Here is a 15,752-nt window from a genome sequence, read left to right on the forward strand (position 1 = left end):
ATGAAATATATTACCTACTTTATCAAGTTTTTCTACCGCATTAGATTTTGGTTGATCATAGCACCGATTATTGTTGCTTCTCTCGTCTACTGGAAAACCAATAATACCCCTCGCGATTACACGACGACTTGCTCCATATATACCGGAATTATCACGGGTGTCAATATTTTATCCGAAAGCGGGGTTACCACGACATCTTATACTCAAGGTAGTATGATGGATAACCTGTTAAATATCATCACTGCGGACCAAACCTTAAAACAGGTTTCATTACGCCTATATGCTCGCATTATGGTATACGGTGATCCCCATAAAGACAATATCTATACAAAAGCCAGTAATTATAGAAATCTCTACAATCATGGAATACCTATTCATAATTTAATAGATAAAAAATCTGATAATGATTCGATCAACGAGCAACGTACCTACGAAAAGTTACTTGCTTATGAAACAAACGATCCGACAAACTATGTCTACGGAATATATCAATGGAACCTCCCTTATGTAAATCGGGAAACTTTGAAAAAAATATATGTCAAACGCCTTGGTAATAGTGATGTGCTTGAAGTTTCATATACAACAAACGATCCCGGTATCGCATATCAAACAGTACTGATTTTGATTGATGAATTTAATAAACAATATCAAGAGCTACGTTTCGGCGAAACTAATAATGTTATCAAACATTTTCGCCACGAACTGGATAGCATTGGAAAAGAACTCAAGATTTCAGAAGATTCCCTTACCAAATATCGAGTGGAAAAACAAGTGATCAATTATGACGAAGAGACAAAGCATGTGGCAGCATTGAATCGGGATTACGAATTACAATACTGGGAAACACTAAATAATTATAATTCAACTGATAGTTTAAAACGGGAACTCGAAAAAAGGATGCAATTATACACGGAAATTATTCAAAACAATAATTCGTTTATCCTTTTAAATAGCAAAATCAGCGAGATCAATGAAAAGCTGGCCATGGCAAAATACTACACGAGTGATGCTGTTTCGAAAATAACCATTGATTCTCTCCAGCGTGAATTAGACAAAAACGAGACGACTTTAACTGAAGCCGTTCATAAAATAGGGTATCTGAAATATAGTAAAGAGGGAATTTCCAACGAGAACATGATCGAAGAGTGGTTGAAACAAGTTCTCGCCTATAAAAAGGCTCAGGCAGAATTAATCGTTTTAAATAAACGAAAGATTCATATGGCTCAAAAATACATTCATTTTGCCCCTATCGGTTCGACCCTAACACGTAAAGAACGTATGGTAAACATCAATGAAAGAAGATATTTAGCGATTCTTGACGCCTTGAATACAGCTTTATTAAAACAGAAGAGTATTCAAATGAATTCTGCCAGTTTGAAACTAATGAACGCCCCCTACTACCCCTTAGTTCCCTCCGCACTTGGTAAACACAAATTACTAACAATCGGAGCTTATTTAGCAACATTAATATTCACAATATTTTTCTTCTTGATTATTGAGATACTGGATCATACATTACACAATCTCTTCAAAGCCGAACAATTAACCGGATGTAAGGTTCTGGGAGCTTTTACCCGGCAATTATCTCTTGCAGCCAGAAGATATAATAAAGTTTACGCCACGCTTTCCGCACAAAACTTGTGCAATTCCGCAACGACTTATTTTAAGCCTGATCAAAGTAATATTATAAATTTAATCAGTAACGAACCCGGAGAAGGAAAGAGCTATATCATGGAGCAAATGGCTCAACAATTTATGGAACGAGGATATGACGTAACACAATTATCCTGGCAAAATGAACCACAGACAGATGCTCAAGCTTTTATTCAATCCTTGAACATGAATGACCCGGATGATTTGGAAAAGAACAGCCTAAAGGAAAAAATCGTTATCGTAGAGTATCCTTCGTTAAAAGAAGCCGCATTAACAGCCAATATCTTACAAAATGTCAGCCTAAATTTACAAGTTGTAGATTCTAGACGTACATGGAAAAATACAGATCAACAACGATTTGAACGGACAAAAGAAATGTGTCATAAAGCACCCCTGTTTTTGGTATTAAATTACACGAAACGGGATGCGGCGGAAGACGTGAATGGTTTAATGCCACCTTACTCTTTTTTACGCAAATTATTGTATCAACTTTCACAATTAGGACTAACTGCAAACGACAAGACAACACAAATCTCTAAAGATAAACACCGTAATGATTAAAAATGGCTCGTCCTATATTACAGCGATCGCATTTTTCATCGGTCTGAGTGCTATATACCTATTAACACTAAAAGGAGGAATTATCCCGGCCCTCCTTTTTGCCTGTTTACCGGCAATAGCCATGGTTACAGCCAAATTTTGCCAGAAACAGTATTACTTTTACGTCTTTTTTGTCATAAACTACGTCATCACTGGAATTGACCGATATATTCCATTGAAATTCGGAATGATTATGCTCGGTTTAACTTTAGGGATCGGATGTCTTCTTCTTTTGAAAAACATCTTCCAAGTATATGAATGGAGACGTGGCTTTAATGCGCTAACCGCTTTATGGGGTATATGGTTCTTTTATTGTTTATTTGAACTTTTCAACCCGTTAGCGGTGGCTGACGCATGGTTTATCGCCATAAACGGATATGCTCTTTTCCCGTTGATAAGTGCTATAATTATACCCGTCCTCTTTACTCAATTCAAACATTTTCATTGGCTATTAGTCCTGTGGGCTATCTTATCCATATTGGCAGCCTTAAAAGGATATTGGCAAAAAAGTCATGGATTTGACTCTGCCGAATTATACTGGTTGTTTGTAGAAGGCGGGGCAAGAACCCATATTATCCATTACGGAGTTCGTTACTTTTCCTTCCTATCGGATGCGGCAAACTTTGGAATCACAATGGGACTTTCCCTAGTCGTATTCGGGATTTCAGGCTTTTTCGTTAAAACACGTTGGATAAAATATCTATTTTGGCTTACTGCCCTTACCTCTACCTACGGATTATTAATCTCCGGAACCCGTAGCGCCATTGCTGTTCCTTTAGTCGGGTTATGCGCATACGCAGTACTATGTCGAAGTTTCAAGAATCTATTCATTGCCGGAGGAATATTAATAGTCATTATCTTATTTCTCACCCAAACCAATATAGGCAATAGTAACTCCATTATCCGCAGGATGCGTTCCGCTTTCAATAAAGAAGATGCCTCTTTTAAAGTCAGAGGGATCAACAAGGAAAAAATGATTCCTCTAATGAGGGATAAGCCTTTCGGGGTCGGATTGGGACTAAGCGGAGGACGCATGGAACGTTTTGCTATAAATAGTAAATTATCCGAATTGCCCCCGGACTCCCTACTTACGATGTATTGGCTGGAGACTGGAATCGTGGGATTATCTCTCTATCTTTCTTTGCTGGTCCTCATTTTTACACGGGCCTCCTATATTGCCATGTTCATCATCAAGGACAAACGATTGAAGAATATTCTATTTTCCATTATAGCCGGTCTGGCAGGTGTATTTGTTGCGGCCTATGCCAATGACATCACGACTTACCCGAACGGTATCCTCATTTGTATTCTATTTGTATTCCTATTCATTGCACCCTATTACGATAAAGAGTTAACACAGAATGAACCAACAACCTGATATATCCATTATTACTATTAATTATAACGGTTTGGAAGAAACCTGCCAACTAATAGAATCTCTACAACAATACCCACAAGATTGCTCGTACGAGTTTATTGTTGTCGATAATGGTTCTATTCAGAATGAAGCGTTACTTCTTCAAAAAAAATATCCGGAAGTTCACGTCATTCGCAGTGAACAAAATGTAGGTTTTTCGGGAGGAAATAATTTGGGGATTCAGACTGCCAAAGGAAAAGGGATATTCTTACTAAATAATGATACATTGGTCACGGCCAACGATCTAAAGTATCTATACGAAAGATTGTATAGCTCCCCGGTAATAGGTGCCGTAAGTCCAAAAATCAAATTTGCTTTTCCACCCCAGCATATACAATTCGCAGGGTTCACTCCTTTAAGCAAATACACGTTACGTAATCGGACTATCGGGTATAACGAAACGGATGAAGGACAATTCGACATACCACAAGAAACGAGTTATTTACATGGAGCCGCCATGATGGTAAAACGAGAAGTAGTCGAACAAGTCGGGAGGATGCCGGAAATCTATTTCCTCTATTACGAAGAAATAGACTGGTGTACACAAATGTCAAGACAAGGATATCAGTTATGGTACGAACCTCGTTGCACCATATACCACAAAGAAAGTCGCAGTACCGGTAAAGATTCTCCTTTAAAAACATATTACCTCACCCGGAATCGCTTGTTATACGCATGGCGCAATCGACAAGGAAGGACACTCTATATATCTATACTATATCAGCTTTTAATGGCCAATCCTAAAAATATAATGATGTATCTACTACACGGCAGATTATTGCAAGCAAAGGCCATTTTTGACGGGAGTAAGGATTTTTTTCTATTAAAACATAAAAGAGAAAATATATGAATATTCAAGAAGTATTATACATATTCGAGTATATTTGTTGGATTCTTGCAAGTATTGCCGTTGCATACCCACTAATTTATTCACTTGCCTCCCTAGGAACAAGAAAATCATATTACCCGACAGCTAATAAACAACATAAATTCGCCATCCTGTTCCCCGCTTATAAAGAGGATAGGGTTATCCTTCCGGTCGTGGAGTCTTTCCTACAACAACACTATCCACAAGAGCTGTACAAAGTAATTGTCATCTCGGATCACATGCAGGAAACCACGAACGAACGGTTGGCCCAACTCCCAATCACGCTACTTAAAGCAAACTATGAAAATAGTTCGAAAGCGAAAGCCCTGAATTTCGCCATGGACCACTTCGGACGGGATGAATTTGATGCTGTTGTTATTCTGGATGCCGATAATATTGTTGATACAAATTTTTTATTAGAGATTAATAAAGTCTTTGATGCCGGAGTGCAGGCTATCCAAGCACACCGGACGGCAAAGAATCGGAACACGGACATTGCGGTTCTTGATGGTCTTAGTGAAGAAGTTAACAACTCCATTTTCCGACGTGGACATGTAAGACTAGGCATATCCTCCGCCCTGATAGGTTCGGGAATGATATTCAACTATCAATGGTTCCATGACAACGTAAAACACCTCGTCACCACAGGGGAAGATAAAGAATTAGAAGTTTTATTACTCAAACAGAGAATATTTATTGAATTTCTGGACGAAGTGTACGTATACGATGAAAAGACACAAGGAGAAAAAGGATTTTACAACCAACGCCGCCGTTGGTTGGCAACACAATTCGCTCAATGGGGACGCGTCTTCAAGGATCTTCCCCAAGCAATCTTGTCCGGGAATATTGATTACAGTGATAAACTGATCCAATGGATGTTACCACCTCGTCTTATCCTATTCGGAGGAATCATCGTGATGGGAAGTATCATGCAAATCATTGATTGGCCGCTTGCCTTGAAATGGTGGGCTTTATTTCTTATCATGGGAGTCACGTTGTGTCTCGCCATACCGGACAAACTAGTGGATGATCGGTTCAAAAAATCAATCAACAAACTACCCTTGTTATTTATCATGATGGTAGTCAATTTATTCCGGATGAAGGGAATGAACAAAAAGTTCGTGAACACGGAAAAGAATGGTTCCTCAACTTTATAAAAATGAACCCTATGAAAATAGCCATTGAAGCACAACGCATTTTTCGCACGAATAAACACGGGATGGATTTTGTCGCTCTCGAAACAATCCGGGAATTACAAAAGCTAGATCATATTCATGAATATTACATATTGGTTGCCCCCGGAGAAGATCATTGTCTGGAAGAATCAGCCAACTTCCATATTATAGAAATAAAATGCCCGACCTATCCGCTATGGGAACAAGTTGCCTTACCACTAGCCATTCGCAAGATAAAACCGGAGATTGTACATTGCACGAGTAACACAGCTCCATTATTCTGTCCGGCACGACTAATCCTCACATTACATGATATTATATTTTTAGAAAAACGGGTACACAATAATAAGTCCATGTACCAAAACATGGGATGGTACTATCGTCGTTTTGTTGTTCCCCGGATACTGAAAAAGTGTAAACAGATTATTACCGTATCCCAATTCGAATGTCATCGGATTCGGGAAACATTACATCTACCAGAAGAACAAATTATCGCCATTCACAATGGTTTCAGTAAACGTTTTCATCCGCTAGAGTCGGTTTATGACACCACGAAAAAATATATCCCTGCCAAAGAATATTTATTTTTTCTGGGAAATACCGATCCTAAAAAAAATACACCACGCACGTTAAAGGCGTATAGCGTGTATGTACAACATTCTACCCACCCATTACCCCTGTTAATTGCAGACTTGAAAGAAGAAGTCATCCATCAAATATTAAAACAAGAGGGTATCGAAAATATTAAAAATATGCTCTATTCTCCGGGCTATATCACCCATTCTGATTTACCCGCCATATATAATGGTGCCCGGACTTTCCTCTACACTTCCCTACGGGAAAGTTTTGGAATTCCTCTTTTGGAAGCCATGGCGTGTGGCACTCCGGTTATTACTTCCAACACCTCTGCCATTCCGGAAATCGCAGGAGAGGGGGCGATATTGGTTAATCCGCTAGACGTTAATGCCATCGCCAAGGAATTACTCCGACTGGAAACAGACGTTCCCTATCGGGATCAACAAATTGCATACGGTTTGGAAAGAAGTAAGCTATTCTCTTGGCAACACACGGCAGAACAATTACTGAAAATATATGAATCTATACACTAAAAAAGAAGATTATGAATGATTATATATCTATTATCAGCTCGTTGATCATATTTCTATTTCCATACTTGGGACGCAAATGGTTTAATCCTCAACTATTAAGTTCAACTGTGGTCAGTCTCGGATTACTAGGAACTTTTGGAGGTATCATGTACGGCCTGTGGGTTTTCAGTGTCGAGCAAATCGACTCATCCATTCCGCAATTATTGGAAGGATTAAAAACAGCCTTTTTAACTTCTATCGCAGGTATGTTAGCCTCGTTAATACTCAAGCTTGTACCCGGTTTTTACGGGATTAGAAAAGAAGAGGAACAGGAAGAAGAGATCACAGACAAACAATTACTCCTAGTACTTGAAAATATCGAGAAAAATACACAACCGACAGCCACACTGGCATTGGTTCAGGAAGTTAAATTTTCAAACGAACAACTCAAGAATAATTTTCAATCCCTGAACGACAATCTACAAAATATGGTTGCCAGAGAATTACATTTCAACACGGAAGCACTTGCTAGTTCTCTCCAAACGGTTATATCCAATTTAGACAATAGGATTTCAGAACAAATTAATCAAACCATTTTAAAGATATACGATATACTGGAACAACAATTACAGCATATCATACATTCCCAAGAATTTAACCAGACAATACAGGAACAACTTCAAGACACTCTTTCTAAATTACAAGAAACAATACAGAACATCGAAACCTTTTTGGGAAAATCCAATAATCTAAACATGAAACAAAATCATGTTTTCATGGAGCAAGTGACCTCATTCGGTGAATTTATCAAAGGCTCGGAACAACAAATGAGTTCTCAATTAAACCGTATGGAAGAAAAGTATGAAAGGGAATTAACCGAACTGGAAAAGTTTACCAAGACGTTAATGACGATTATCAAAAAATTATCACAAGACCACGATACGCTGTACAAAAAAACAAATGACGTGGAATGACCATCTAATTGTGTATTATGAGAATATTCAAATCATCGAAAGAAGAAAACCAATGGATGTCAATCTCAGACTTGATGTCTGTACTTATGATGATCTTTCTTTTCATTTCTATCGTGTATATGAGAAGTGTGAATCTCGAAAATAATAAAATAACTTCCATTGCCCAAACCTATGAAACCACACAGGTTGAAATCACGAACGATTTAAAAAAGGAATTTACAAAGAATCTGCAAATCTGGAATGCCGTATTGGATTCCTTAACGCTTTCCATCCGTTTTGAAAATCCCGAAATCTTATTTAAGGTCGGAAGTGCCGAGTTAAACGATCATTTCAAAAGTATTCTGGATAGTTTCTTTCCCCGATTCATACAGATTCTAACCGATCCCAAATACAAGAACGATATTGAAGAGATTCGTATAGAAGGCCACACGTCCAGCGAATGGGCCGGAGAATCCTCACCCTATCAAGCTTATTTCAATAACATGGAACTTTCACAGGACAGGACTCGCAAAGTTTTAGAGTATATCCTTTCGCAGATAAAAGATGAACAACTACTCCACTGGACTAAAAGTAAACTTACCGCCAACGGTTTATCTTCCAGTCATCTAATCTATAATCCAAATCAAACAGAAAACAAAGAACGTTCCCGACGGGTTGAATTCAAAATAAAAACAAATGCAGAACAACAAATCATTAGAATTTTAGAGCAAAGTAAGGAGTGAAAATTGAGATCAATTCTCGAAAGATTAAATTGATAAATATCCAAATAATGATTGATAGACTTAAAACAATGATAAAAGGAAACGACCACATTAGAAAATTCATCCTGTGGTCCATTACACCTACCAATAATCCTCGTCCCCGCTTTTGGGTCAAATGGTTTATAAACCCTTTTATACACCAAAAAGGGCAAAGAGCTATCATTCGAAGAAGAAGATCACGCATTGATGTATTTCCATGGAATCAGTTTATTGTAGGCAAAAACAGTCTTATCGAAGACTTTACAACCATAAACAATGGAGCTGGGCATGTCATTATCGGGGATAACGCCCGTGTCGGAATTGGTTCTGTCATTATAGGTCCTGTACGTCTGGGAAATAAAGTCGGATTAGGTCAACATGTTTTTATTTCCGGTTTCAACCACGGGTATGAAGATGGGGAGCGAGACTCTAATGAACAGCCATTAGTAAAAAAAGAGGTTTTCATCGAAGATGAATCTCATATCGGAGCCAATGCAGTCATTGTTGCAGGAGTTCACATCGGTAAAAGATGTCAGATCGGAGCCGGAAGTGTTGTTACTAAGAATATCCCGGATTATTCTGTTGCCGTGGGTAACCCGGCCAAGATTATTAAACAATACAATTTCCAGAAAAGAGTATGGGAAAATACAAGAAATAAAACTATGAACTTATGAGAACGAGTACACCCAAAGACAGATGGGATCTATCCATCTGCAAACATGACTGGGTATTAGAAATCGGTTCCGGGCATAATCCCCTCTATCGTTCTAATGTGATTGTTGATAAATACATAGACAATAATGCACATCGATGCGGAGATATAAAAATCTTTCCTCATCAACATTTCGTACATGCAGATGGAGAACACTTGCCCTTCAAAGACAAAGAATTTGACTACGTGATCTGTAATCAAGTTTTGGAGCATGTAGACAACCCTCAACTATTCATCCAAGAGATTTGTAGAGTAGGTAAACGCGGATACATAGAAACTCCCAGTCTCATTGGAGAATTTCTATTTCCTAAAGAATCACACCAATGGGTTATCCTTGACATCAATGATAAACTGGTTTTATACAAGAAAGAACTCATGCCCGGAAACTATATAAATAATTACGGAGAATTATTTCTTAATTATTTACCCTATCAATCATTACCATATAAAATATTAAAACTAACGGAAGGGGATCTGATGATCAATCGCTACGAATGGCAAGAAGAAATCAATATTATCGTGAATCCTCAAGATGATTATTATCTTCCTTTTTTCACGCAAAAATGGAATCGAAATATGGTCGAAAAGTTATTTCCACCTCGCAGTGTTTATCACGAACTAAAAGTAACATGCGATGCCATAAGCCACATTATAAAGATAAAATTACTCGAATCATTACACAAAAACAGGAAACTTCAAACATTGGAAGAGCATTTACAATCGAACAACACTCTTCCACAAAGGAATTCGAGAAGTACCCACACAAACAACAAAATGCAATGAAACCAGTTAAAGTAAGCGTGATCATCCCCGTGTATAATACAGAATTATATGTAAGGCAAACGATTCAATCTATACTAGGACAAACGCTACACGATATAGAAATTATTACCGTTGATGATGGCTCAACGGATAATAGTCTATCCATTCTCTCGGAATTAGCCGAGCAAGATCATCGGATAAAAATATTCGCCCACAAGAATCAGGGTGTCTCTGTAGCCCGGAATATCGGACTTGAGCAAGCATCGGGAGAATTTATTTACTTTATGGATAGTGACGATCTTTTGGAAAAAGATACGTTAGAAATATGTTATCAAAAATGCCTCGACGAACAGTTAGATTTTGTCTTTTTCGATGCAGAGGCCTTCTGTGATGAGGATACTACTCTCAGAAAATATCAATATCAACGTAATCTACAAGGTGAGGACAAAATTTGGACTGGAATCGAACTATTAAAAATACAAGATGACACAGGTAACTTTCGAACATCTGTTTGTCTCTGTTTTACCCGTTTAAGTTTCCTACAAAAAAAAGCCATTCGGTTTTATCCCCACATTATCCATGAAGATGAATTATACACGGCTCTGTTATATTTAAATGCTACACGAGTAAAATATATTCAACGAACTTTTTTCAAAAGACGAGTAAGAAAAAACTCTATCACCACCCGTCCATTTTCAATGAAGAATATCCAAGGATACTTTACCGTGGCAAATGAATTAAAAAACTACACGAATTCACAAGCTGCAGTAAGAGAAATCATTCATAATCACTTATCTAAAATGCTCAACGCTGCCATACGAAATGCGTTCAAACTACCTGCAAAACAACGTCTTTACATTGCGAAATGCGCCCTAATGGACTACTCTAAATATGTGAATTGTAAAACAATTTGCGTGTTACTTTTCAAATCTCTACTAAAAAGATAATTCTATGGGTTCGATTAAAAAAGAGCTACTCTCCGGTGTTTTTTATACAGCCATTGCTAAATATTCGGGTATTCTCATATCATTGATTATTACAGGAGTACTTGCCAGATTAATATCCCCGGATAAATTCGGTATCGTGGCCGTAGTAACGGTTATCACCTTTTTTTTCAGCATATTCAGCGACCTCGGAATAGGAGCGGCTATCATACAAAACAAGGAACTTCAACAAAAAGATCTTAACCAATTATTTTCATTCACGGTATGGAGCGGGTGTATCTTAACACTATTATTTTTCCTTTGCTCATGGCCGATTTCCTTTTTCTACAAAGAACCGAGCATGAAGACGATCACCCAGCTATTAGCTATAAATCTTTTCTTCGCATCAGCAAACATTGTCCCGAATGCCCTATTGTATAAAGCGAAAGCTTTCAAATTTCTCGCATGGAGAAGTCTTGGTGTGCAAGTAAGCGGAGGTATAATCGCTATTCTGGCAGCTCTTGGTGGGGCAGGACTTTATGCTTTAATTATAAATCCCATTCTTTCCAGTATCCTATTATTTATCATATCTTATCAAAAATATCCTCAAACACTGGAAATGACCTGGGGCATCCCTTCTATCCGGAAAATATTCAAATTCTCGGCTTATCAGTTCATGTTCAATATCATCAACTATTTTAGTCGAAATCTCGATAAGCTCCTTATCGGGAAATATATGGGAATGTCACCCTTGGGATATTACGAAAAATCATATCGGCTGATGATGCTTCCTTTACAAAATATCACCCATATCATCACTCCCGTGATGCACCCCATCTTTTCAGACTATCAGCATGATTTAAATCATCTGGCAGGTGCATATGAAAAAATCATCCGTTTACTAGCTTTCATCGGGTTGCCATTATCTGTTTTCCTTTGGTTTTCGGCACGTGAAATCACCTTGATCGTATTCGGAGAACAATGGATGCCCTCTGTATCAATATTTCAAATATTATCTATTTCTGTCGGGATACAAATCATCATGTCTACCTCCGGCTCCATTTTCCAAGCATCCAACGACACAAAGAGCCTATTTTTATGTGGGTTATTCTCATCAATCATCAACGTGGCAGGTATATGCGTCGGATTATTTATTTTCAAAACACTGGATGCCATAGCCTGGTGTATCACGATCACATTTTCAATCAGTTTCCTTCAATGCTATTACCAAATGTATTACATCACCTTTCGTCGTTCTATCATTCATTTAGGGAAACAATTTCTCTCCCCTATCTTACTCGGTAGTATCGTATTTCTAACACTATTTTTAATTACCCCTTTCATAACTCCATATTCGTTATTTATCAATTTGATCATAAAATCAGTTGTCTTTATAGGGATAGATCTAACCTATATTCATATCACAAAAGAATACAATTTGGTGAAACTACTTAAATTCAAAGCATGAAAGCATTATTTCTCACGTTCCATGGCTTTCACGCCACCAATGGAATTAGCAAAAAGATCCACTATCAAGTACGAGCACTCGAAGCTAACGGGGTGGAGACCCATCTTTGTTATTTATCGGAAAAACAAGGAATAAAATACCGTATGCTAGATCAAGAGATTTTGGCAGATTACGGAGATGGTATAAAAGGAAAACTATACAAACGTTTTGAATTCAATTCGGTCTTCCGCTACATTATAAAAAACCAAATTGATCTGGTATATATTCGCTCTGATCACAATGCCAATCCATTTACGATTAGGCTAGTACGTAAAATAAAAAAAGCCGGAATCCACGTGGTTATGGAAATTCCCACGTATCCGTACGATCAAGAATACGTTTTATCCAAAAGGAAAATACAACTACTTATTGACAAATGTTTTAGGAAACAACTTGCTAAATACTTAGACCGAATTATCACCTTTTCCAATTACAAAACGATATTCGGAATCCCAACACTCCAAATCTCTAATGGGATTGATTTCAAGGACATCCCCGTAAAACAAGAAGCAAACGACACTTCACAAGAAATTCATTTAATCGGGGTCGCCGAGATTCACTATTGGCACGGATTTGACCGCTTGTTGAAGGGGCTTGCTAATTACTACATTCATTCTCCCCAATACAAAGTGTATTTTCATATTATTGGAGATTTTTTTAGCCCTAGAGAACGTGAAGAATATATGTCTATCATCAAAGAGAATCACCTAGCTCCCTATGTTATCCTGCATGGACGGCAAGCTGGACAAATGCTTGACCTTCTTTTTGAACTATGCGATTTCGGAATCGGTAGTTTGGGACGCCATCGTAGTGGAATCACAAATATTAAAACGCTTAAAAACAGAGAATATGCAGCTAGAGGCATTCCGTTCATCTATTCAGAAATAGACGAAGATTTTGAAAATATGCCTTATATCATGAAAATTCCCGCAAACGAGGAAGCTGTGGACATAAAGCAAATACTCAATTTTTACAATCAATTACATATCACGCCTTTAGAAATAAGAAATTCGATTCGACATCTTTCATGGAATAACCAAATGAAAAAGGTACTTGATGAGATGCAGAAAAAAGACAAAATAAATCCAAACAACAACAATATTGGCTAACTTTGCCACATAATATACTAATAAATTTATTCCTAATAAAGAGAAATGGCCGCACTAAGGTTTTTCTTTTACCTGTTAATGAAACCAGCAACCCTGGGAATGACATTCTTGGGCGCATGTGGAATTTTCGCACCATGTATCAATCCTGATAAATGGTGGATTCCTGCGTTATCTGGTCTATTCATGCCGGGAATTATATTAGTCAATTTATATCTCCTAGTATTTTGGGGGATCCATAAAAAATGGTGGATTATATTACCATTTATCACAATCATCAGTAATCATCAATTCTTTTCAGGAATGTTCCAATCACCTTGGAAACAAGATATTCCCTATGTTCCAAAAGATGAAATCACCATTGCTAGCTATAATGTTGAAGGTTTTTACTGGATCGCACGAAATATAAAATATAATATAAAAAAATTAGTAGAAGACAATCACATTGATATTTTATGTATCCAAGAACATTGTGAAGAATCACATCTGGATAGCATCACCATTCAACAAAAATTCGGACTTCCCAATCGATGTGTGTTTTTTAACAGACAAACGGCATGGGCCAATTTTGGAATCAGTATATATAGTCATTATCCCATAATTCGATACGGTGAAATCAATTTTAATTCCGAAAAGAACAATAGTATGTGGGCAGACATCTTAATCGGAAAAGATACCATCCGCGTATTCAATAACCACTTACAAACAACAGATGTCAGCATGAATGGCAAAAAATATGAAGAATACAGAAGCGTTAAAGACTGGAAAGGTCAAGCCCGGACACTTGTGAACATCGTGGAACAACTAAAAGCCAACTTTGTCATTCGTGCCAGCCAAGCTATACAGGTTCGAAACCTCATTGACACGACCCATTACCCTGTCATTGTATGCGGAGATTTTAACGACACGCCCGTGTCCTTTGCCTATAACCATATTGCAGGAAATAACTTAACAGACGGTTTTCGAGATCGAGGGAAAGGATATGGACATTCATTCAACGGGATTAAAGGATTGTTACGAATAGATTTTATCAGTTACGACAAATCTTTCACTGGATTAGTATACGATTCCCCCCATCTTCCATGGAGTGACCACAACCCGATTATAATGAAAGTAAAATTAAAAACAACATCAAGATAAGACTTCTATGGCAGCTCTCAGATATTTCTTCTCACTCTTAATGGTCCCGATTAGTTTCGTTACGGCTGGATTTAGCCTCATCGCATACATGGCCGGGCAAACAAACCCCAATGAATCAATATTTATCACGTTCATCGGGTTAGCCACTCCTGTTGTTCTGATTATAAATTTACTAATTCTCGTTTACTGGATCATTAGAAAAAAATGGTGGATAATCATACCCATCGTCGCCATTTTACTAAATAGCGGTTATATCACGTCAATCTTTCAAATGACACTATCATCTTCCGAATTATCAGATGGAAAACTTCCCCTACGTATAGCCAGCTATAACGTGGGAAAATTCAAATCATGGGAACATTTGGAAACCCAATACTATATTTCGGAATTTCTAAAAAATAACGAGACTAACATTATCTGTTTCCAAGAATACCGGGAAAACACCAAGATCAACGCAGACACTCTTTCCCATTTGTTAAACTGCCCCCATCATGCAATAACTTACTTACCCGGTTCCACAACCTTGGGAACGGGAATTTTTAGTAAATACCCTATTTTGCGATTCGGGAAGATACCTCTTGATTCCCAAACAAATGATGCCATGTGGGTTGATATTCAAACCGGGGAAACAACGACAAGAATAATCAGTTGTCACTTACAAACAACAAATTTCAGCAGGAAACGGAAATTACTAGATGATCCCGCACTACAAAATGCAGACATACAACAAGTAGAAGACGTCGTAACGGATATATCACAAGAATTAGCCCTAAATTTCAAGATCAGAGCCACGCAGGCTCAAATTGTAAGACAAGTTATTGACACGACACGAATTCCCACAATCGTCTGTGGAGATTTTAATGACACCCCTTCATCCTACACTTATCAACATATCAAGGGAAACTTAAAAGATAGTTTCAAAACACGAGGTAACGGGTACGCCTATACTTTCCGGGGAATACACCACCTGTTACGCATTGACTTTATCCTTTATTCTAAAGAGTTTAAATGTACAGACTATTACTCGCCGGAAAAAGGATGGAGCGATCATAACCCGGTTATCAGTGAATTCTATCTAAAATAACAA

14 protein-coding genes are annotated in these 15,752 nt (G+C 37.7%); all 14 read left to right on the top strand.

The genetic code is table 11. The annotated features are described in order from the left end of the window. The 14 genes from I2I33_RS07440 to I2I33_RS07505 all read left to right on the top strand — a co-directional run bounded on the left by I2I33_RS07440 (position 1) and on the right by I2I33_RS07505 (position 15,749). Positions 1 to 2,214, top strand: a complete 2,214-nt coding sequence (locus I2I33_RS07440) for a hypothetical protein (protein WP_087422378.1) — start codon at positions 1 to 3, stop codon at positions 2,212 to 2,214. Next, a complete protein-coding gene (locus I2I33_RS07445; RefSeq protein ID WP_087422379.1) occupies positions 2,207 to 3,631 on the top strand; it encodes an O-antigen ligase family protein in 1,425 nt (474 codons plus the stop codon). Before I2I33_RS07440 ends, I2I33_RS07445 begins: the two co-directional genes overlap by 8 nt. Next, positions 3,615 to 4,520, top strand: coding sequence for a glycosyltransferase family 2 protein (locus I2I33_RS07450; RefSeq protein ID WP_087422380.1), 906 nt, complete (start codon positions 3,615 to 3,617; stop codon positions 4,518 to 4,520). Before I2I33_RS07445 ends, I2I33_RS07450 begins: the two co-directional genes overlap by 17 nt. Continuing rightward, positions 4,517 to 5,695 carry a glycosyltransferase gene (locus tag I2I33_RS07455; RefSeq protein WP_087422381.1) on the top strand — a complete coding sequence of 393 codons (1,179 nt, stop codon included), beginning with the start codon at positions 4,517 to 4,519 and terminating at the stop codon, positions 5,693 to 5,695. The genes I2I33_RS07450 and I2I33_RS07455 overlap by 4 nt, the downstream gene beginning before the upstream one ends. Positions 5,696 to 5,706: 11 nt before the next feature. Then, the gene (locus I2I33_RS07460; RefSeq protein WP_087422382.1) at positions 5,707 to 6,822 is read left to right on the top strand and encodes a glycosyltransferase family 4 protein; all 1,116 of its coding nucleotides are present in this window, start codon (positions 5,707 to 5,709) and stop codon (positions 6,820 to 6,822) included. A gap of 11 nt (positions 6,823 to 6,833) precedes the next feature. Continuing rightward, entirely contained in the window at positions 6,834 to 7,775 is a 942-nt protein-coding gene (locus I2I33_RS07465; protein ID WP_087422383.1) for a hypothetical protein, read from the top strand. A gap of 17 nt (positions 7,776 to 7,792) precedes the next feature. Continuing rightward, positions 7,793 to 8,497: a flagellar motor protein MotB gene (locus I2I33_RS07470; protein ID WP_087422384.1), complete on the top strand. Its 705-nt coding sequence runs from the start codon at positions 7,793 to 7,795 to the stop codon at positions 8,495 to 8,497. Between the two features lie 47 nt (positions 8,498 to 8,544). Beyond that, the gene (locus tag I2I33_RS07475) at positions 8,545 to 9,189 is read left to right on the top strand and encodes an acyltransferase (RefSeq protein WP_087422385.1); all 645 of its coding nucleotides are present in this window, start codon (positions 8,545 to 8,547) and stop codon (positions 9,187 to 9,189) included. Beyond that, positions 9,186 to 10,010, top strand: coding sequence for a class I SAM-dependent methyltransferase (locus tag I2I33_RS07480; protein ID WP_087422386.1), 825 nt, complete (start codon positions 9,186 to 9,188; stop codon positions 10,008 to 10,010). The genes I2I33_RS07475 and I2I33_RS07480 overlap by 4 nt, the downstream gene beginning before the upstream one ends. Then, the gene (locus I2I33_RS07485; RefSeq protein WP_087422387.1) at positions 10,007 to 10,936 is read left to right on the top strand and encodes a glycosyltransferase; all 930 of its coding nucleotides are present in this window, start codon (positions 10,007 to 10,009) and stop codon (positions 10,934 to 10,936) included. Before I2I33_RS07480 ends, I2I33_RS07485 begins: the two co-directional genes overlap by 4 nt. Before the next feature lie 4 nt (positions 10,937 to 10,940). Further along, a complete protein-coding gene (locus I2I33_RS07490; protein WP_087422388.1) occupies positions 10,941 to 12,380 on the top strand; it encodes a lipopolysaccharide biosynthesis protein in 1,440 nt (479 codons plus the stop codon). After that, positions 12,377 to 13,528, top strand: a complete 1,152-nt coding sequence (locus tag I2I33_RS07495) for a glycosyltransferase (protein ID WP_087422389.1) — start codon at positions 12,377 to 12,379, stop codon at positions 13,526 to 13,528. Before I2I33_RS07490 ends, I2I33_RS07495 begins: the two co-directional genes overlap by 4 nt. A 78-nt stretch (positions 13,529 to 13,606) precedes the next feature. After that, positions 13,607 to 14,665 carry an endonuclease/exonuclease/phosphatase family protein gene (locus tag I2I33_RS07500; protein ID WP_162613861.1) on the top strand — a complete coding sequence of 353 codons (1,059 nt, stop codon included), beginning with the start codon at positions 13,607 to 13,609 and terminating at the stop codon, positions 14,663 to 14,665. 7 nt (positions 14,666 to 14,672) lie between these two features. Beyond that, complete coding sequence (locus I2I33_RS07505; RefSeq protein ID WP_195666780.1) at positions 14,673 to 15,749, top strand: endonuclease/exonuclease/phosphatase family protein; 1,077 nt, start codon at positions 14,673 to 14,675, stop codon at positions 15,747 to 15,749. Positions 15,750 to 15,752 lie beyond the last annotated feature (3 nt).

The sequence above is a fragment of the Butyricimonas sp. BSD2780061689_150309_C8 genome (assembly GCF_015560935.1).
Lineage (GTDB): Bacteria > Bacteroidota > Bacteroidia > Bacteroidales > Marinifilaceae > Butyricimonas > Butyricimonas paravirosa.

Excerpts from the sequence above, each read along its gene's own strand:
- I2I33_RS07440 (WP_087422378.1), top strand. The coding sequence starts at position 1 with ATGAAATATATTACCTACTTTATCAAGTTTTTCTACCGCATTAGATTT.
- I2I33_RS07445 (WP_087422379.1), top strand. The coding sequence starts at position 2,207 with ATGATTAAAAATGGCTCGTCCTATATTACAGCGATCGCATTTTTCATC.
- I2I33_RS07450 (WP_087422380.1), top strand. The coding sequence starts at position 3,615 with ATGAACCAACAACCTGATATATCCATTATTACTATTAATTATAACGGT.
- I2I33_RS07455 (WP_087422381.1), top strand. The coding sequence starts at position 4,517 with ATGAATATTCAAGAAGTATTATACATATTCGAGTATATTTGTTGGATT.
- I2I33_RS07460 (WP_087422382.1), top strand. The coding sequence starts at position 5,707 with ATGAAAATAGCCATTGAAGCACAACGCATTTTTCGCACGAATAAACAC.
- I2I33_RS07465 (WP_087422383.1), top strand. The coding sequence starts at position 6,834 with ATGAATGATTATATATCTATTATCAGCTCGTTGATCATATTTCTATTT.
- I2I33_RS07470 (WP_087422384.1), top strand. The coding sequence starts at position 7,793 with ATGAGAATATTCAAATCATCGAAAGAAGAAAACCAATGGATGTCAATC.
- I2I33_RS07475 (WP_087422385.1), top strand. The coding sequence starts at position 8,545 with ATGATTGATAGACTTAAAACAATGATAAAAGGAAACGACCACATTAGA.
- I2I33_RS07480 (WP_087422386.1), top strand. The coding sequence starts at position 9,186 with ATGAGAACGAGTACACCCAAAGACAGATGGGATCTATCCATCTGCAAA.
- I2I33_RS07485 (WP_087422387.1), top strand. The coding sequence starts at position 10,007 with ATGAAACCAGTTAAAGTAAGCGTGATCATCCCCGTGTATAATACAGAA.
- I2I33_RS07490 (WP_087422388.1), top strand. The coding sequence starts at position 10,941 with ATGGGTTCGATTAAAAAAGAGCTACTCTCCGGTGTTTTTTATACAGCC.
- I2I33_RS07495 (WP_087422389.1), top strand. The coding sequence starts at position 12,377 with ATGAAAGCATTATTTCTCACGTTCCATGGCTTTCACGCCACCAATGGA.
- I2I33_RS07500 (WP_162613861.1), top strand. The coding sequence starts at position 13,607 with ATGAAACCAGCAACCCTGGGAATGACATTCTTGGGCGCATGTGGAATT.
- I2I33_RS07505 (WP_195666780.1), top strand. The coding sequence starts at position 14,673 with ATGGCAGCTCTCAGATATTTCTTCTCACTCTTAATGGTCCCGATTAGT.